This window comes from Sulfitobacter sp. HGT1 (assembly GCF_013282155.1).
Taxonomy (GTDB): Bacteria; Pseudomonadota; Alphaproteobacteria; order Rhodobacterales; family Rhodobacteraceae; genus Sulfitobacter.
This window is the reverse complement of record NZ_BLWI01000003.1, coordinates 73,231-91,558: the sequence shown is the minus strand read 5'-3', so window position 1 is coordinate 91,558 and position 18,328 is coordinate 73,231. Positions and strand designations below refer to the sequence as shown.

Sequence of the window (18,328 nt, the reverse complement as noted above, 5' to 3'; positions counted from 1 at the left end):
ATATAGGGTGATCTTGTAGTCGCGTGTTTGTGCCATTTTGTGGCCTCCTATGACGGCTGCTGAGACAATCTCGTGCGTTGAAGTCCGCCAGCAGGAAAAGGCCGCCCTCAATCAGAGAGCGGCCTAAAATTTGATTAACAGGAGGGAAGGGACGTCAGTATTCTGATGGCAGAAGCAACGTCAGAACGCGGCGCGTCTGTTCCGGATCAGTTGGCACATCTGAGCCCATTTCATAATTGACGTCATACAAATCCACTTTAAACCAGATCGTTGTGCCAAAGACCTCAACCGCGCCAAACTCATGCCAGCCGTGGGGGTCATTGTCGGGCGTGAACGCCTCAAACGCTGCCACTTGGCGCGTGGCGGCCAGACGTGCGTCCGGACCCAAGGCTGCGACACCGGAAGTCATCACAAACTGACCTTTGGGCGTGTCTTCAGCATCGTTGAAGAACATGATCGATTTGCGGAATGCATCGTTTTGGGCTGCGATCAGTGCGGCCTCGGTCGTAGGGTTGTTTTGCAATACAGTAGTCATGGGTCGTCTCCGTGCAGGCGAGCTGAACCAATTTCAGCCTGGGGCACCCGCCAGTCGGAAAGGGCCGCCCTTTTTGCAAGGACGGCCCAAATAGATACTGCTGTCTGAAAGTGCTGGACTAAGCTGCTGTTTCGCTCAAGAAAGCTGGCAGCGCATCTGGCGCAGTATCTTCAACATCTGAGTCTGTTTCACCGTCATCTTCCGCTTCATCAACGTCTGACGGACTTGGCGAACTGGACGTCTCCACCAGATCATCGGCACCCTTGAATGCCATACCATCAGGAAGCCAGCGGGCCGTTTTGGAGGCAACCACTGCGTCAAAGCCTTCCGTTTCGGCGGCATTCTCAGCGAATGCACGTTCCATCGCGGCCGCAATATCGCCTTTGCGTTCTCTGCTGCGTTCCTCGGCATAATCGTCGCCGACAAGTTTACGGGCCATTGAGACCGCGTGACCTTTGTTGACCCGCCCCCAGTATGTCGAAGCTGTCGGGCGCCAACAGGCTGCAACATCGACGTCCAAACGCGCACCAATTTCCTCGATGATCGGGGTAGGGTGGTTGTCTGACAGAAGCTGCGGCTTGATCGCCAGACCCACGGCCCAAGCGAACAAGGCTTGCTTCTGGGGCCGGGGAAGCGCGGACATCGCTCGAAAGTCGTCTGGTTTTTCCAGCTCCATCCACTCGATCGCAAGATCCTGCTCCAGCGCATCAAGCATCTTTTGTGCGACCGTGTCGACGTGCAGGGTCTCACGGTTTTGGGCCAGGAACGGACTGATTGAGATATTGAGCGCCTCTGTTCCGTAGGAACGTGACAATGCCTGTTCACACAATGCATAGAGCATCGCATCAAAGGCCACGTCATAATCTGCAGCCAAATGCGCGCGCAGAATATGCTGACGCGAAGCACGCAGGTCATCTGCCAGACTTGCTGAGATACCATCTGCTTTGCGCAGCGTTGTCGCCGGGTCCGAGACTGGAACGGGTGCTGAGGACGTCGGAAGGGTCACATTCGGGCGGGTAACAATAATCTCCGCATCACCATCTACGGGATCTTCAGTCTGCTCCGCAGCGACGGGAATGTCCTCAGGACGCACCAAACCCTTCTCGACCCGCAATGCGCCGTCATGACCAATCGTGACGACGCACCCTGCGATCGCCTGATCCGCAGTTGCGTAGGGCTGACGCGCCTTCTGCAGGGCTTCGATTTCGCGCAGCCGCGGCTCAATGGCGTTATATTCATCTGCCTCGGCATCCGTCCAATCTGCACCGTCACTAGCCGCTGCCAGTTCTTCTTCTCGTGCCATCAGAGCATTCTCTTCGGCCAGCAGGTCAGCATCAGGTTCAATGTCTTGTGGATAGACGCGCCCAAAACTCCGGAAGGCACCGTAATCGATGGACAAGTGCACTTCGACCCACTTCCAATCTGCTTCGTATACTTTTGCCGCGTCTTGAAGCTTTTCGACCGCAAGACGTTCCAGAAGCTCAGGGTTTTCCATATGGGCTGCCGCATTATCGTCGAAAAGGTCACGTAACAGGACACCACCTGCCGCTTCATAGGCCTCAATGCCGACAAAGCGCCCGATGCTTGAACTGGCAGAATGTGCCGTCTCGGTCAGCTGACGTTTGATGGACTGCGGATGAATGTGATAGCTGTCTTTGACTGCGTTCCAGACCGTCAATTGACGATCATGATCATCGGTCAAGGTGAACGCCATGACGCATTCCAGTGTCAGCTCACCGGCGCGGAATTGCTCGATAAGTTCTGGCGCGATACGGGCCAATTTGAGACGACGGCGCACCAGATCAACACTGACGCCAAACTTTAGTGCAATGTCGTCTTCTTTGCGGCCCTCGGCGATCATCTGCGCAAATGCTTCGAATTGGTCTGCAGGATGCATGGCCGCGCGCTGGAGATTTTCCGTTGTCGAAGTGACAATCGCGTTTTGCTCATCTTCGACCAAACACGAGACAGGATGATCGTTCGGGATGATACCATCAATTGCCAGCTGCTTGAGCGCCTTCAAGCGACGACCACCTGCATCCACTGCGAATTTCCCGTCAGGCAACACATGAACGACAAGGTTTTGCTTGATACCGTTTTCGCGAATACTGGCGAGAAGTTCTGCGTCGTCGGTCGCACTCGCCGCAACTTTGCGCACATTGAGCTGGCTAAGTTCCAACTGATCCAGCGGGATCATGCGGAGGTCCTGGGTCATTGCGATCGCGGTCGTGGCGGCGTCAGCAGTTTTAGTGGCCACCGGCGGCTTTGTAATCTTCGCTTTGGTTTGGGATTTTGCCATGGGTTTCGTCCTTTTGGACGGGCCCGGATGAGACTCTCTCAATCCTTTCAAGCCCGGCAATCGGGCTTCCCTTTCTCTGGCTCTTCTATAAGGGTAACACTGAGCACAGCTTCGAAATTGCTCGTGTCTATCGGCTATATGAATTATCCCATCGAGGATTCGTGTCCACGTGTCACATCTCTAAGGCAATCCGCTCCGATCGCTGTTGACTTCCCAGACGACTTCCATAGACTTCCATCTTAATCAGGGGGGTCTCATGAGCGGTAATTTCTACAATTTCGCAGCAATACGCGGCGTGCAGGCTGGAACCGAATATTATGTGATCATGGTGCCACTTAAGATGGTCCCAAAGATTTTCGAATTCGATAGCCAGGAACTGCCCGCAGACCTGCGCGCTCAACGCGTTTTGTCAAATGTCCGCGTTCCCCAGATTGCATCCTATCTGTCCGAAAACTTCGAAGAATATACCCTTTCGTCGCTTTGCGCATCTGTGGACGGTGATCTTGAGTTTTCCTCTGCCAACGACAGCCTTCAGTTTCGCAATGTCGGCGAACTCAGGCTATCGATGACTGCGAGCATCATCTTGAATGACGGACAACATCGTCGAGCAGCAATTGAAGAGGCTCTAAAAACACGACCCAAGCTAGAAAACGAAACGATTTCAGTTGTTCTCTTTGTGGATGAAGGGTTGGGGCGCTGCCAGCAAATGTTCGCAGACCTAAACAAAAATGCAGTGCGCCCATCTGGGTCGCTGAATGTCCTTTATGACCGCAGGAACCCATTAGCACGTTTGAGCACGCGAGTGCTGGAGGAAATCCCGTTTTTTCAGGAATTCATTGAGTTAGAAAAAACGTCGCTCTCAAACCGAGCCAAAAAGCTCTTCACCTTGTCCAGTCTGAATCAAGCCAACAAATGGCTGGCTGGGCAAGAAGCGGACCGGTTTGGTGAAGACACCGAAAGCACTGTGATCGCCTATTGGGATCAAGTCTCTGAAGTGATCCCAGACTGGCAAAAATTGATGCGAGGTGCGACAACAGCGGGCGATTTGCGCAAAGAAACTGTCCATGCCCATGGCGTCATGCTCCAAGCCTTTGGCGCTTTGGGGGCGCGGCTGATCGCAGCAAAGCCAGACGGGTGTGTTGGTTTTCATTGAGAACTGACCCGGTATTTTCACCGAGATTTGACCCACCCTTTATTGTTTATCAGCGGTCATGATTTGGTCAATGGCTGCGTCTCCTTTCGTGTTTTCTTTGCAGCTTCTGAGCTGGCCTTAAAGCGGTAGCTGTCGTTGCCGGTTTCGAGGATGTGACACCGGTGGGTGAGGCGATCGAGCAATGCTGTTGTCATCTTGGCATCGCCAAAGACCTGCGCCCATTCGGAGAAGCTGAGATTGGTTGTGATGATGACGCTGGTGCGCTCATAGAGTTTGCTCAGCAGGTGGAACAACAGCGCGCCACCTGATGCGCTGAACGGCAGGTATCCAAGCTCGTCCAGGATCACGAGATCGATCTTGGTCATCATTTCGGCCAGCTTCCCGGCCTTGCCGAGCGCCTTTTCTTGCTCGAGCGCATTGACCAATTCCACGGTTGAGTAGAAGCGCACCTTGCGCTTGTGATGCTCAATGGCCTGTACGCCGATGGCCGTTGCGACATGGCTTTTGCCGGTTCCTGGTCCACCGATCAGCACGACATTCTCAGCGTTGTCCAGGAACGCCCCGCGATGCAGCTGTCGTACAGTGGCCTCGTTGATATCGCTGGACAGGAAGTCGAAGCCAGCGAGGTCTTTGTAGGAGGGGAACCGCGCGACCTTTGTCTGGTAGGCGATAGAACGGACTTCCCGTTCAGCGATCTCAGCTTTGAGCAATTGAGATAGCATGGGTATTGCAGCTTCGAACGCAGGCGCGCCTTGGGCGACCAGGTCTTCCACTGCATTTGCCATGCCATAGAGCTTGAGGCTGCGCAGCATGATCACAATCGAAGCTCCTGCAGGGTCATGACGCATGGCGCTTCTCCCCATCCTGCCTCAGATCATCGTAGCGATCCACGTTTGCTTCTGGTGCCGTCTCAAGCGACAGCGCATCGGGTGGATCGATCTCGGGCAGATTACCCTGCTTTCCATCAACTAACCGGTGCAGCAGATTCAGGATGTGCGTCTTGGTGGGTACGCCTGCTTCTAGGGCCAGTTCCACAGCAGCCAGAACTGCATCCTCGTCGTGGTGCAGAACCAATGACAGGATATCGACCATCTCGCGATCTCCGCCTTCTTTGCGAAGCATGTGGCTTTGCAGTTGGCGGAAGGCATCTGGCATCTCAGCAAAGGGCGCGCCGTTGCGCAACGCTCCAGGTTTGCGTTGGATTACAGCGAGGTAATGACGCCAGTCATAGATAACGCGACCGGGCTTACGGTGTGATCGATCTATGATGCGCTCGTGGGAACAGACCGTTTGACCTTCTGCCACTATGACCAGCCGCTCTGGGTAAACATGCAAGCTAACACGCTGATTGGCAAAACTGGCCGGTACGCTGTAACGATTGCGCTCGAAGGTGATCAGGCATGTTGGCGATACGCGCTTGCTGTGCTCGACAAATCCATCAAATGCTGGCGGCAATGCCATCAACAGGGACTTCTCCGCTTCCCAAGCATCGGTAATAGTGCCGGGTAGATCCCGGTGCGGGGTCTCAGCCCACAGGGCGATACAACGATCCTCCAGCCAATGGTTCAACTCATCCATATCCTTGAACACCGGCATAACTTGCCACATGCGATTGCGCGCATCTTGAACATTCTTCTCAACCTGGCCTTTCTCCCAACCGGCGGCCGGATTGCAAAACTCCGGCTCAAAGACGTAATGGCTGGCCATCGCGTTGAAACGGGCGTTGATATCGCGTTGCTTGCCTTTGCCGACCCGATCTACCGCCGTCTTCATATTGTCATAGATTCCGCGTCCCGGTACGCCGCCGAAGACGCGAAATGCGTGCCAGTGAGCGTCAAACAACATCTCGTGCGTTTGCAGGGGATAGGCACGCACCAAGAATGCGCGGCTGTGCGACAGCTTGATATGGGCCACTTGCAGCTTGACCCGCTCGCCACCAACATTGGCCCAGTCTTCGCTCCAATCAAACTGGAAGGCTTCGCCAGGCTGGAACACCAAGGGCACATAAGTGCCGCGCCCCGCCGTCTGTTCCACACGATGTCGATCCGCGCGCCAACTCCGCGCAAAAGCGGCGACCCGCGCATAAGAGCCATCGTAACCCAGCTTCACCAGATCAGCGTGCATCTGCTTCAAAGTCCGTCGTTCCTTGCGAGACTTACGCGTCTGAGCCAAAAGCCAGGCCGACAAACGATCCGCATAAGGATCAAGCTTGCTCGGACGCGCAGGCGTTTTGAACTTCGGCTCACTGGCACCCTCGCGCAGGTACTTCCTGATGGTATTACGAGACAGCCCAGTGCGCCGTGAAATCTCGCGAATTGGCATTTTGTCACGTAATGCCCAACGTCGTATGACACTCAAAAATCCCATGTCGATCACTCCATATCTCCCTGATCAGAATCGTCAGGGCAATGTGTTCACATGGGTCAATTCTCAGTGAAAATTTATGGGGCTACCGGGTCAGTTCTCAATGAAAACCAACATTACCTGACGATGTTGCCGAGCTGAAGGCGATCATCCGTGCGCAACAGGATCAGAATGCGCGGCTTGAGGCCTTGGTCGCCTCCTTCAAAAAGGCGCTCTTTGGGACCAAATCCGAGAAGATTGACCCGGCCCAGTATGAGCTGGAACTCGAAGATATCGAGACCGCCATCGCGCAGGTGGAAGCCGAGATTGATGCAGACGAACGCACAGCAGCGGTCCGGCCAGAAAAACCGCGCCAAATCAACCGGGGGTCACTGCCCAAGCACCTGGAACGGGTTGAGGTGGTCATTGAGCCCGAGCGCGCCTGCGGATGTGGCACTGAGCGTCATGTCATAGGCGAGGATGTCAGCGAACGGCTGGACATCGTCCCGGCCCAGTTCCGGGTGATTGTCACCCGCCGTCCCAAATATGCCTGTCGCTCTTGTGAGGAGGGCATCACGCAGGCTTCAGCATCCGCCCACATCATCGCGGGCGGTATGCCAACCGAGGCCACCTTGGCCCATGTGATCGTGTCCAAATATGCGGATCACTTGCCCCTTTATCGACAAGCCCAGATCTACAGCCGCCAGGGGATCGATCTGGATCGTTCGACCTTGGCAGCGTGGGTCGGGAAATCGGCGTTCGAGTTAACCCCAGTCTACGATGCCCTGATGGCCGACCTGAAGCATTCCACCAAACTCTTCATGGATGAAACGCCCGCGCCGGTTCTGGCCCCGGGACGGAAAAAGACAAAAACCGGATACTTTTGGGCCCTTGCCCGTGATGACAGGCCATGGAGCGGTGAGGACCCACCCGGTGTGGCGTTTACCTATGCGCCCGGTCGTTCCGGCCAGTATGCAGACAACATCTTGAAAGGCTTCAGCGGCACCCTGCAGGTGGACGGCTATGCTGGCTATAACCGCTTGCTCAAACGGCCCGCTCAGGATGTGACACTGGCCTATTGCTGGGCGCACGCGCGGCGTAAATTGCACGATGTCACCCAGTCCGGCGCAGCCCCGATCGCGCAGGAAGGCTTGGCTCAAATCCAAGCGCTCTATCGCATCGAAAAAGACCTGCGCGGCCTGAGCGCCGACCAACGATGCGCTGTACGGCAGGAACACTCAAAACCCATTGTCGAAGCCTTCGGTATTTGGCTCGCCCAAAGCCGCGCCCGCGTCTCGGCCAAATCGCCGACCGGAGAAGCCCTGAAATATATCGCCAAATACTGGGACGGCCTGTGCCTGTTCCTCGACGATGGCCGCATCGAACTCGACAACAACCCTGTGGAGCGCACCATACGCCCCATCGCTCTGAACCGTAAAAACGCGCTCTTCGCAGGACATGATGCAGGCGCACAAAACTGGGCCGTCATCGCGTCCCTGATCGAGACCTGTAAACTCAACGGGATCGAACCGCATGGCTATTTGTCTGGTATCCTGACGGCCATCGCAGGTGGGCACAAACAGACGGACATCAAAGAGTTGCTGCCGTGGAACTACGCCAAATCCGTGTGAACGGCGCACCGCTTACCGACTGATTGACTGCAGCTAAGTAGGTCAGTCATGTCAATACATTTAACATAAACTTCATTATGCGAAAAAGAACAAAGAATGAACACGGGTCCTCTTACCCTCACCGTGAGCTGAACACTAAGCAACCGCCCCCCAAAATGAGGTCTTCTTTCCATGAGACTGTTTCAAGCCATCAAGATAAGCCTCATGCGTATCAAATTGTGCGAAGTCGTCAACTCTCGCGGCTAGGTTCTTGCACTCACGCAAGTGACGCGCAGCATGGCGATACCGTTTGACCCGTGAATTTTGCAACGCAAAATCGATCAAGCCGCGTTTCAAAAGTGTGGCGGCCAGTGGATGGCGATCCTCAAGGGCGTCGGACACCGGTCCCAAAAGCTCATAGTGATTTCCATCAATCTCTGCGGCACGGTTTGTGATAAGAACTGCAGCCTGCTCAATCGCGGGCCAAGTCATCAGAAAATGGAGAGCTGTCGTGAAACTCTCAAACCCAAGCGCGTGTTCAAGGGCTCGGCTCTCTGCTTCGACGTCTTCAAAATCAGGTAGTCCGCTGAGCCATGCGCGTAGATGGTCTGCATTTAGGCTGCGTGCAAAACACGTCCACATAAAGTCCCGCGCCACCTCGGGCTGCCCCATCGCGCGCATCACGCTGATCCGGGTCACTTCCCAGTCATAGGGAATCCATCCGCGATCTTTCTCATCGGGCGCATTGATGGCCTCCCATGCTTCCTCAACCCGCCCCGCTTCAAGAAGACGACGCGCGATTTCAGCAGCAACCTGTGGTGCCTTTCGTGCCAGATCACTTTGTTGGTCAATGTAGGCGTCTACATCACCTTCGACATCCGCAATCTGCTCGAGCGCCATGCGCAGCGCGTAGTTGTTCGACAGATCAATTCCCGAAGTGGTGATCCCAGCTTTAAGGTGCTGCAATCCTTCTGAACCCAAGACTGAAGCAAGACCTGATATCAAAGTTGGATAATGCCCATAATCATCATCGGCCAAGGCCTCCAGCAACTGGTCTGCCAGGACAAGCGGGTCCGGCGCGGCAACCTCGGCCATATCGATCAAGCCTTCACAGGCTTCGTAAAAAATCGACTGCACCTTGCCCGTACTGTCATCGCAACGTTCATAGACCCCATTCGCAAGAGCCACGAACCGCCAAATCAGATCAAACGCCCCTGCTGGATCGACCGGCCCAACTTGAGAAACGATGGCGCGTCTCTGCATGTCTAAGTCAGCCGCGAAAGCATTGCGGCCCTGCCAGTCAATAAACGATCGTGATCTTGCAATGCTACTGAGCCGCTTGCGGATCTCCCGAGCGACATCTCCGGAACCGGCTTCGCTTGCCAGCTCCAGCCTCAGCTGCCGCTTTGCGTCAGCATTACCTTTGGTGATATCAAGAAGAAGGTCGGCCAACCGCTCAGCGCCGAGCGCCGCAAGGTTCTTTGTATTCAATGTAGTCTTCGAAGCCATGCAGGAAATTTAGGTCAATATGCAGCTCGAATGCCAGCCCCCTCCTCAAGTTTATGACCATCGCAGATTTGGGAAGACCTGCCCTTCGCTGCATAGCGCATGAACTGACACAGTGCGGACAAAGCGCACCTTCACTGCGGTCGCGCGAATGTCCGGATTTAAGAATTGCGACGTAGTGCCTCTAAGTTAGCAGTTCTACTACAGTGTATGCTGGGTTTACTCTATTTACTTCTCTCCCTCAGGTTCACGCGATTTCAAATAGGCGTGGAACAACTGCTGCTGTGTGCTGATGCCAAGTTTGGCATAGGCGTTACGGCGATGTGATTTTACTGTTGGTAGAGCAATGTCCAAACTTAAACTGATTGAAAGGCTGGAATGCCCTTTCAGGATCATCTGGATGATTTCAGCCTCTCTTGGCGAAAGGATATCGTTCCCAAAAGATGCCAAAGACCGTGATTTCGTTTGGTCCAATGGTAGATTATTAATGGAGTTCGATGCGAGCCTGAGAAACGCGGACCGTATCAGTGGCAAAACGCTTCGCAAAGCGTCCAAATCCGCATCGGGGATACCTTTCGATGCAGCGGCGCGGGCAAGGCTTATTTCACCCACCATGCCGTCTTCTAGTTCAACGAGCACGGACACTTCCCGAAGGCCTTGTGGCCACCCGGGCGTTCGGAAGCTTATCTCTTCAGCATCATCCGCAATAACGTCCGCTGTAGTCGCGCTCCAGTTATCAGGGGCGAGGTCGGCCATGCGGTAAACGCCGCCGCCGAGACCACCCCGTATGGCGTTATGAACGGGATTGATTTCAAAAGTGGAGGTGACATAGCGTTGCACTGCCGCTTTGGAAGAAAGATCAGCGTAGCTGTCAGCCAAGTAGACAGGCGATGCATTTGGTCGGTTCAGCACGGCAAATGCCGCCTCGCAAGGGTACAAAGCAGATACGGCCTCGATAAAACGGTCGGCGCCTGATTGGCCATCGATGACGCTTGCCAGCTTTTCGCTGAAGGCTTGGAAACTTGTCTGCGGCACGGCTATCGGCACTTTCCTTTGTAGAGTCATCCTTTGGGATGATGGCGTTGTCTGGCTTGCTTAGCTAGCAAGGCCAAAAAGGATTAACGCAATGGCAAACACCCCAATTACTCTCGACAGAGAAACCGTTTCTAACGCATTGGGCAAGATCGATATTGTTGAAGCAATGCGAGACCTTTTCACAGAGCTTGGACAAGATCGTGCAGTTCAACCGCCGCAGACCATTACCGAATTTCCCCAAGGCGGTGATTTCATCACATATCTCGGGGCGCTTGGCGGCGCGGGCGTTTTTGGCGCAAAACTGTCACCCTACTTGCCGCGTGACGGCGGCCCCATCATCACCGCGTGGTCGGTTCTGATGTCGATGGAGACGGGCCAACCGCTGGCCTTGCTGGACGCGGGCGCTTTAACGACAGAACGTACCGCCGCGACGACCGCGCTCGCGGTTGATTTGCTCGCGCCAAATGATCGTCCCCTCAAGCTTGCGGTCATTGGTTCAGGTGCTGTGGCACAAGCGCATATGCGTCATGTCGCCGGGCTGCGCGATTGGGCAGATGTGCGTGTGTACTCGCCAAGTTTAGCGAGCGTGCCGGAAACACAGGCAAAATGGCAAGGACTACAATCCGGCATCACCTTAGCCGATACGGCTAAAGTCGCTGTCCAAGAGGCAGATGTCGTCATGCTGTGTACGTCATCGGGTACGCCTGTTGTGGACGTGGCCGATTTTGCCTCAAATGCGCTTGTCACCTCGATCAGCACCAATGTGGCGCGTGCCCATGAAGTTGACCCAGCATTTCTGAAGACCGCACAAGTCTATTGCGACTACCGCGCCACGACACCAAATGCGGCCGGTGACATGGTAATTGCGCAAGAAAGCGGATGGTCTGCGAATGATATCTGCGGCGATCTGGCAGAGCTTTGCGTTGCATCCTGCGCCAAACCTGACGCGGATCGCCCTGTCTTCTTTCGATCCATTGGCCTCGGCCTTGAGGACATCGCGATCGGCTACGCCGTCTATCAACACGCCACAGCGTAAAGGACCTACGCCATGCATATCGAACCGTTCAAAGTCGAGATCTGGATGAACGAGTGGGAAAACCACTGCACCTATAATCTTGCCGAAACCTGCGTTGCCAGCATCACGATTGATGAGTTGCTGCAAATGTCCGGTCGCAACAGCGATGATCTATCTGCGCTGCTGCCGATGAAAATGACCTACGGTGCGATCGAGGGTTCGACCCGTCTGCGGACTGCGATTTCGACGCTTTACGCTGATAAAGACATTGCCAATATCACTGTCACCCACGGGACCATCGCGGCGAATACGCTGGTGCATAAATCATTGGTGTCGCGCGGGGATCGGGTGGTTTCGATCGTGCCCACGTATCAACAGCATTACTCCATCCCTGCAAGCATCGAGGCAGATGTTCAAATCTTGCGCCTACGCGCCGAGGATGGATTCCTGCCTGATCTTGACGCATTGCGTGCCTTGGTGACGCCTGACACCAAACTGATCGCGCTGACAAACCCCAACAACCCCACCGGCGCGTTGATCGAACGCCCGATGCTTGAAGAGATCGCGCAGATCGCCCGCGAAGTTGGGGCCTATGTTCTTTGTGATGAGGTCTATCGTGGCACAGGGCAAACCGGCGATGGCATGACCCCGTCGATTGTGGACGTCTACGAGAAAGGCATCGCCACGGCCGGTATGTCCAAGGCCTATTCCTTGGCTGGCCTACGCGTCGGCTGGGTCGTGGCACCTGCTGAAGTGACCGAGAAGGTTCTGATCCACCGTGACTACGACACGATTTCTGTCGGGATGATCAACGACCATTTCGCGGCGATGGCCTTGGAAAACAAAGACAAACTATTGGCGCGTAGCCAAAAGATCACCCGCGACAACCTTGCGATCCTTGCGGAATGGGTCGCCGCACAACCGCGCATCTCTTGGGTCAAACCAAGCGCCGGAACGACGGCAATGCTCAAGATTGATGTGCCAATCACGTCGCGAGGGTTCTGCGTCGATCTTTTGCAGAAAACAGGTGTTATGATGACCCCGGGCGATGCCTTCGACATGGAGGGCTACGTGCGCATCGGATATTCCAACAGCACCGATGTTCTGAGGGCGGGTTTAGAAAAGCTAAGCACCTACCTGACTGAACTTTCTGAATAGTGCCCAATTGGAGGCGATAATGTACACTCTTCCAAAACTCTGCGCGGCTTTGGTGACTCCATTGGATGCGCGCGGGGCCATTGATACAAGCACACTTTCGCAGCATTGCGCATGGGTCCTTGCCAATGGCTGTGATGGTGCGGTCCTGTTCGGAACGACCGGCGAAGGGCCGTCTTTCGGCCTCACAGAACGCATGCGCGCCCTCGAAGGTCTGATCGCTGATGGCATTGCGCCATCAGCTTTGATCGTGGGAACCGGCTGCGCGTCCATCGAAGACACAGCCGCTTTGACCAAACATGCAACGGATCAAGGGTGCGCAGGCACGCTGATCCACCCGCCTTTCTTTTTCAGGCCAGCTGATGATGATGGTGTGATTGAATTCTACTCAGGTTTGGTTGATCAGCTGGGATCTGAAGTCAGGAATATCGTGTTCTACCACTTCCCCGAAGCAACAGGTGCGGGGATCGGTATTCGCACCATCCGGCACCTTTTATCCGCTTATCCCGGCGTGTTCTCAGGTATCAAAGACAGCTCTGGCGACCTATCGGCAACGCTTGAATATGTTACTCAGTTCCCCGAGCTTTCAGTGTTCACCGGGGATGACAACCTGCTCTGGCCGGTTCTTGAAGCTGGTGGGCACGGCGCAATTACGGCCACGGCAAATTTACTTCCGGCTGAACTTTTCGAAATATCTGAGGGTTGGCGAGCTAACTCCCCCAGTGCTCGGGCGGCGCAATCTCGCATGGAATTAGCTTGGGTTGAAACTCTGCTAAAATTGCCGGTTACCCAAGCCGTGAAAGAGGTGCTTGCCCATCGGTCTAGGAATGGAAACTGGCGAACTCTTCGCCCTCCATTGCGCCCATTGTCCGATGCCGACCAGCAGTTTCTGGCCGCGCGAGGAGAAACTAACTTTTGGAATTTCCCCACATAGCACGCAAATGCCAATGGTATCAGACCACCTTACCGCTCCCAATTCCCGACCTCTGTGTTTTGTTCCAACGCTTATCGGTAGATTTATCAGTATCCCAATACCGGACATTCGTTCAGCGCGCAGCATCAGTGAGTCTGGGCTCACACCCGCCGTTCGCCGCGCGTATCATCAACGGCAGCTCAGGCCAAAACCTCACCCCCACCGAACGCCCCATTAATTAATTTTCCGTGACCAAAACCCCGTTTCAGCCAGTGCACGCTTTGTGCACGGGTTGTGCACGCTTTTCACCCCCCTGTTTCTGGCGATTTGGCCAAAGTTTAACGGGCGGTTTCGCAGCCTTAAGCACTCTGAAAACAAAAAATGCCGTTCCCCGTCAGCGCTTCGCCGTTGCCCAAGGGTGCGCAGCCGCTGCGCACCCTCTTCTCGCACAGGGCCTAGGCCGCCGCTGTCGCCTCGATCTCAAAGAGCAAACCCGGAAGAGCCAAACGCGTCACCCCCAGAAGCGTCATCGGCGGTGCGCAGTTTAGCGGCCCGAAACGCATGCCCAGCAGGTCGAAGTTCTTCAACGCCTCGTCCACATCCGTGGCATAGACCCCAAGCCGGATAACATCTCCAAGCGACATATCCGCTCCGGCCAGCACGGCCTCAAGGTTGTCCAGCGCCAAAGCAATCTGCGCGCGCATGTCGTTCGGATGCTGGGGCTTGCCCTGCCCGTCTACAGCCGTCTGGCCAGCACAAATAAGCTGCCGCCGCGGCCCTTCAATGACTTCTGCCTGATTGTATCCCAGCTTCAAGGACCAGTCCCACGGATTTACGGCTCTGCGTTGCATCTTTGATTTTCCTTTGTTGATTTCGATAAGAAAGCCCTATTGCCAATAAGTGCCAAATTTTGTCACCATATGTGCTAGAGTGGCAAAATGAATATCAGACAGAGACATGACGCCATCGTGCGCAGCCTTCGGCGCAACGGCACATCAACCGTCGCGGAGCTCGCCGAAGAGGTCGGCACCTCCAGACGCACGCTCCTGCGCGACATCGCCGCCTTGCGTGACGAAGGCTTTGTCATCCATTCCGAAAGCGGGCGCGGCGGTGGCGTGCAGCTTGACCCCCAGTCCATGCAAACAACCGCCCGCCTCTCTGTGGCCGAAGTCTTCGCGCTGCTGATCAGCGTGGCCGCCGTGCGCGCCGCCCAGAACCTGCCCTTCTCCGATCTCGCAGATGCAGGCCTCGCCAAGATCGAGCGCGCCCTGCCGTCTGACAAAGTGCGCGATCTGCGCCGCTTCCTCGCCTGCCTGCACATCGGCCAACTCTCGCCCAAACAGGACCTGTCTGACCTGGGCACAATCGACCCCGCCCTGCTGCCCGCTTTTGAAAAAGCCTTTCTGGCGCGCCAGCACCTCCGCTTTGAGTATCGGGATGCCAAAGGCGCGCGCAGCCTGCGCAATGTCGAGCCGCAGGCCATGCTCATCTTGCAACCGCTCTGGTATCTTGTCGCATGGGATCCGGCGCGCGAAGATTTCCGGCACTTCCGCATGGATCGCATCACAGGCCCTGAGCTTGTCAGCGGCCCGCCCTTCCGGCGCAGGCATGTGCCCTTTGAAAAAGATGTTTGTCCCTACAACGACCTGCCGCGCTGACCCCCAAAACCGCGCCACCCTCAGGCGCGCACACATCACGCTCAACATCAGAGGCTTTCGCAATGAAGGAGCGGCCGCCCCACAAGCATGCCCGGCACTCAAGACTGCGTTCCGCGCAAAGGGCAAACCGCAGAAACCACGAATTCGCTGCGTCCGCACCAAAGGCCCGCGGTGCGGTACTTTGTGAGCTTTCGCTGCGTTTGTGCCAATGGTTGCTTTAGCAGGCGTCGTCGACTCAGGGACCTACGCTGAGCGGCTTATGTCCAGTGCGTCCAGAATAGCCCTGCCAAGCTCTTCGACTGACACGTCTTCCGGCAAGACCGTATCTTCTTGGCCGCGAATACCCTCCCAATGGCCATGTCCGCGATAGCGCGTTGGCTTGATTGCGATCTTGCCGTCCCGCAATGTTAACGAAACATGGCCCGCACCGTTAAACAGCGCTTTCAAAGTCTTGACACCAGCGCGCGCCTTGTCTGCTTCCTCCCACGCCTTGAATTCTTCCTTTGTCGGAATCCGGATGACGTCGTCCCACTCTGGATGTTTTGGCGTGATGAACCGGCTGGCCAAAAGGGCGGCCCGCGCGTGGCCAGCGATTTCGAGCGCAGTTAGGTCTGGCGGTAGATACTCATGATATCCCTTGGGGTCCAAATGCGCGCTACCATACACCGCTTGTGAGGCGATTTCCGTGAATTTGCGATAGCTCGTAACAAAGGCACTTTTGCGTTCTTTGGGAGGCTTGGAGCGCTTTTTTCGCTCCGCCGCTTCAGCACGCCGTTTCGCAATCCATTCTTCTGTGGTCAGGACTTTTTTCATCGGATACGGCTCACTTCTACGTCGATCCCCAAACTCTCAGCGTAGTCTATCGCACGTTGAATTTGAGTAAACTGTTCCGGGGTGGTTCCGTCGGGCACGGCAAGTTCCAGGCGTTTGATGTCGATTTCGTCCGCGCTGATTTCAATGCCCTTCTTGTTGTCGTACTCGAAGTGGTCAATTTGGTCGATGTAACGCTTCAAAGCACCAAAAATACGACTGGGCCGGTCCACATATCCCGGCGCGCGGGTTTCGAGCGTCTTTGCGCTTGTGGCAAGGCCTCGATCTTCGTCGAAGAAATCGAACGTCTTGAAGTTGTCGGGCGTGCGCTCTCCCAAACCGCCCAATCGTTCCAGGTGATCCTACCACGGTCCACCCTGCTCCCTGATCGGCCCGCCCCAGGTGAGGCCGGAGTTTTCGATGACGTCCCAGTCAGGATCAGAGGGCAAGCGGCGCGCCTCTGCCGCCTCATGCAGAAGCGCGTCGCGCATGTCGTCCGCGTCCTGCGCGTCACAGCTCGGCCCGCGCCGCCGCAACGCACCAAAGCAACGAAGAGGCCGTCAACAAGAACGGAGTCTCGCCGGTCTGAAAGCCGCTCAGCAAAGGTTCACCCGAAGAAGCTCTTGGTTGAACGAGATTTGTAAAGATCAGCTCGCGTGACAGGCGCCACCCGGAAAATGTGTAGACAGGCCGACCCAAGTTTTTCCCGGATGGGAAAGGGTAAGAGTTCTGGCTTGTCGTTCCCCTGACTAGGCGGCCCCGTTTATGTCTGCGGCCAGTTCCTCCAGACTCTTTTTTGTGATCTGGATGATTTCTCGCACGTCATTCGCGCCCACTATCAATGGCGGACAAAATGCCATCGCGTCTGTCATATTACGTGAGATGAGGCCGTTGCGCAGCATGATTGCGTTCATTTGGGCGCCGAGTTTTCCAGGGGCAAAATCGCCTGATTTACCCTCTGGGGCGATCAATTCAAGTGCGCCTATGAGGCCAATGCCACGTGCCTCTCCAACGAGAGGGTGGGACGTCAGGTCGGTCAATCCAGCTTGCAATTCTGCACCGCGTTCGGCGGCATTGGCCACAAGATCGCGCTCTTCGATAATCTTGATGTTTTCCAGCGCTACGGCTGCGCCGACGGGGTGGCCACCGCCCGTATAGCCATGCCCCAGAACACCGATGCGCCCGCTTTCGTCGGCGATTGGCTGATAGACCCGATCGTTGATCATGAAAGCCGAAAAGGGGAAATAGCTGGAGGTGATCTGCTTGGACATGGTGAGAATGTCGGGCTTTATGTCAAAGGTTGTAGAGCCAAACATGTTGCCCGTGCGGCCAAAACCGCAAATCACTTCATCTGCGATAAGAAGGATATCGTATTTCGCCAGAACCGCTTGGATTTTCTCCCAGTAGGTCGCCGGAGGAACAACAACACCGCCCGCGCCCATGACAGGCTCGGCGATGAATGCGGCTACAGTTTCGGGGCCCTCTGATTGGATCATATCATCAAGATCTTGGGCACAGCGTGACGCAAAAGCTTCTTCGCTTTCGCCGTCCTGACCTTCGCGCCAGTAGTGCGGGCAAGTGGTGTGCAAGATGCCCTCCATCGGCAGATCGAAGGACTTGTGGTTATAGGGCAGACCCGTCATCGACGCGGCTGCGACTGTCACGCCGTGATAGCCGCGCAGGCGCGAGATGATCTTCTTTTTCTCGGGCTTGCCGAGCGCGTTCGAGCGATACCAGACCATCTTGACGATCGTATCGTTCGCCTCGGAGCCCGAGTTGGTATAGAAAACCTTGCTCATTGGCACGGGGGCTATTTCGATCAGCTTTTCAGCAAGATCAATCGCCGGACCATGCGAGCGGTGCGAGAAGTTGTGGTAGTAAGGCAGCTTTTGCATTTGCCGGCTGGCGACATCCACAAGGCGTTGTTCGTTGAACCCGACTGCCACGCTCCAAAGGCCGGACATGCCCTCGATATAGCGGTTGCCGTTTGAGTCGGTGACGTGGATTCCCTCGCCTGATTCAATGATCAGCGGACCAATTTTTTCATGCGCTTCGGCATTGGTATAGCTGTGAAAATGATAAGCGATATCACGGGCTTCGTCTGAATTTGGTCGCACATCCATGGCAGGCATCACTTCTTGTAAGTTGGCGTTTTTCACGCGGCAGGGGGCCGCGATTTGCCCTCAGTTCTATCGCCGCTTTCTTGCTTTTAGCAAGCAGTTTTGTTCCGAGCATCCTGTCTGCGGGCCAGCGAGGCCGCCCATTTGAAGCAGAAACGCCCGCCGGGATTTCGGTC

General features: G+C 55.6%; 16 protein-coding genes. 6 read left to right on the top strand and 10 right to left on the bottom strand.

Annotated elements, in window-relative coordinates; genetic code table 11:
• Positions 1-154: 154 nt before the first annotated feature.
• Positions 155-535, bottom strand: coding sequence for a DUF3768 domain-containing protein (locus HGT1_RS04100; protein WP_007120564.1), 381 nt, complete (start codon positions 533-535; stop codon positions 155-157).
• Between the two features lie 118 nt (positions 536-653).
• Positions 654-2,834 carry a ParB/RepB/Spo0J family partition protein gene (locus HGT1_RS04095; protein WP_007120565.1) on the bottom strand — a complete coding sequence of 727 codons (2,181 nt, stop codon included), beginning with the start codon at positions 2,832-2,834 and terminating at the stop codon, positions 654-656.
• Positions 2,835-3,090: 256 nt separating this feature from the next.
• Here HGT1_RS04095 and dndB point away from each other — a divergent pair, with 256 nt between their 5' ends.
• Positions 3,091-3,987 (top strand): DNA sulfur modification protein DndB, encoded by an 897-nt coding sequence (gene dndB, locus HGT1_RS04090; RefSeq protein ID WP_007120566.1) that lies wholly within the window; start codon positions 3,091-3,093, stop codon positions 3,985-3,987.
• 56 nt (positions 3,988-4,043) lie between these two features.
• Here dndB and istB read toward each other — a convergent pair whose 3' ends face one another.
• A complete protein-coding gene (gene istB / locus HGT1_RS04085) occupies positions 4,044-4,835 on the bottom strand; it encodes an IS21-like element helper ATPase IstB (protein WP_007120567.1) in 792 nt (263 codons plus the stop codon).
• Positions 4,825-6,354 (bottom strand): IS21 family transposase, encoded by a 1,530-nt coding sequence (istA, locus tag HGT1_RS04080; protein ID WP_040701700.1) that lies wholly within the window; start codon positions 6,352-6,354, stop codon positions 4,825-4,827. The genes istB and istA overlap by 11 nt, the downstream gene beginning before the upstream one ends.
• A gap of 134 nt (positions 6,355-6,488) precedes the next feature.
• Here istA and HGT1_RS04075 point away from each other — a divergent pair, with 134 nt between their 5' ends.
• Entirely contained in the window at positions 6,489-7,961 is a 1,473-nt protein-coding gene (locus HGT1_RS04075; protein ID WP_050770433.1) for an IS66 family transposase, read from the top strand.
• A 135-nt stretch (positions 7,962-8,096) separates the two neighbouring features.
• Here the strand turns inward: HGT1_RS04075 and HGT1_RS04070 are convergent, their stop codons facing one another.
• Together HGT1_RS04070 and HGT1_RS04065 are read right to left on the bottom strand one after the other, a co-directional pair.
• On the bottom strand, positions 8,097-9,449 hold the full coding sequence (locus HGT1_RS04070) for a DUF6880 family protein (RefSeq protein ID WP_007120570.1): 1,353 nt from the start codon (positions 9,447-9,449) through the stop codon (positions 8,097-8,099).
• A gap of 225 nt (positions 9,450-9,674) precedes the next feature.
• Complete coding sequence (locus HGT1_RS04065; protein ID WP_254702595.1) at positions 9,675-10,493, bottom strand: helix-turn-helix transcriptional regulator; 819 nt, start codon at positions 10,491-10,493, stop codon at positions 9,675-9,677.
• Between the two features lie 79 nt (positions 10,494-10,572).
• Here HGT1_RS04065 and HGT1_RS04060 point away from each other — a divergent pair, with 79 nt between their 5' ends.
• Genes HGT1_RS04060 through HGT1_RS04050 form a run of 3 tightly spaced genes read left to right on the top strand, consistent with a single transcriptional unit; the run spans position 10,573 to position 13,585 of the window.
• Positions 10,573-11,517 (top strand): ornithine cyclodeaminase family protein, encoded by a 945-nt coding sequence (locus HGT1_RS04060; RefSeq protein WP_152464275.1) that lies wholly within the window; start codon positions 10,573-10,575, stop codon positions 11,515-11,517.
• Between the two features lie 12 nt (positions 11,518-11,529).
• Positions 11,530-12,654 (top strand): aminotransferase, encoded by a 1,125-nt coding sequence (locus tag HGT1_RS04055; RefSeq protein ID WP_152464276.1) that lies wholly within the window; start codon positions 11,530-11,532, stop codon positions 12,652-12,654.
• A 19-nt stretch (positions 12,655-12,673) separates the two neighbouring features.
• Complete coding sequence (locus HGT1_RS04050) at positions 12,674-13,585, top strand: dihydrodipicolinate synthase family protein (protein WP_152464277.1); 912 nt, start codon at positions 12,674-12,676, stop codon at positions 13,583-13,585.
• A 434-nt stretch (positions 13,586-14,019) separates the two neighbouring features.
• On the opposite strand, the gene HGT1_RS04045 is transcribed toward HGT1_RS04050, so the two are convergent.
• Positions 14,020-14,415 (bottom strand): RidA family protein, encoded by a 396-nt coding sequence (locus tag HGT1_RS04045; RefSeq protein WP_007120572.1) that lies wholly within the window; start codon positions 14,413-14,415, stop codon positions 14,020-14,022.
• Positions 14,416-14,502: 87 nt separating this feature from the next.
• Between HGT1_RS04045 and HGT1_RS04040 the strand changes: the two genes are divergently transcribed.
• Positions 14,503-15,222 carry a YafY family protein gene (locus HGT1_RS04040; RefSeq protein ID WP_040701630.1) on the top strand — a complete coding sequence of 240 codons (720 nt, stop codon included), beginning with the start codon at positions 14,503-14,505 and terminating at the stop codon, positions 15,220-15,222.
• 243 nt (positions 15,223-15,465) lie between these two features.
• Here HGT1_RS04040 and HGT1_RS04035 read toward each other — a convergent pair whose 3' ends face one another.
• The 3 genes from HGT1_RS04035 to HGT1_RS04025 all read right to left on the bottom strand — a co-directional run bounded on the left by HGT1_RS04035 (position 15,466) and on the right by HGT1_RS04025 (position 18,155).
• Positions 15,466-16,035, bottom strand: coding sequence for a contact-dependent growth inhibition system immunity protein (locus HGT1_RS04035; protein ID WP_007120574.1), 570 nt, complete (start codon positions 16,033-16,035; stop codon positions 15,466-15,468).
• Entirely contained in the window at positions 16,032-16,379 is a 348-nt protein-coding gene (locus HGT1_RS04030) for a hypothetical protein (RefSeq protein ID WP_040701632.1), read from the bottom strand. The genes HGT1_RS04035 and HGT1_RS04030 overlap by 4 nt, the downstream gene beginning before the upstream one ends.
• A gap of 402 nt (positions 16,380-16,781) precedes the next feature.
• Complete coding sequence (locus HGT1_RS04025) at positions 16,782-18,155, bottom strand: aspartate aminotransferase family protein (protein ID WP_040701702.1); 1,374 nt, start codon at positions 18,153-18,155, stop codon at positions 16,782-16,784.
• Between the last annotated feature and the right edge of the window lie 173 nt (positions 18,156-18,328).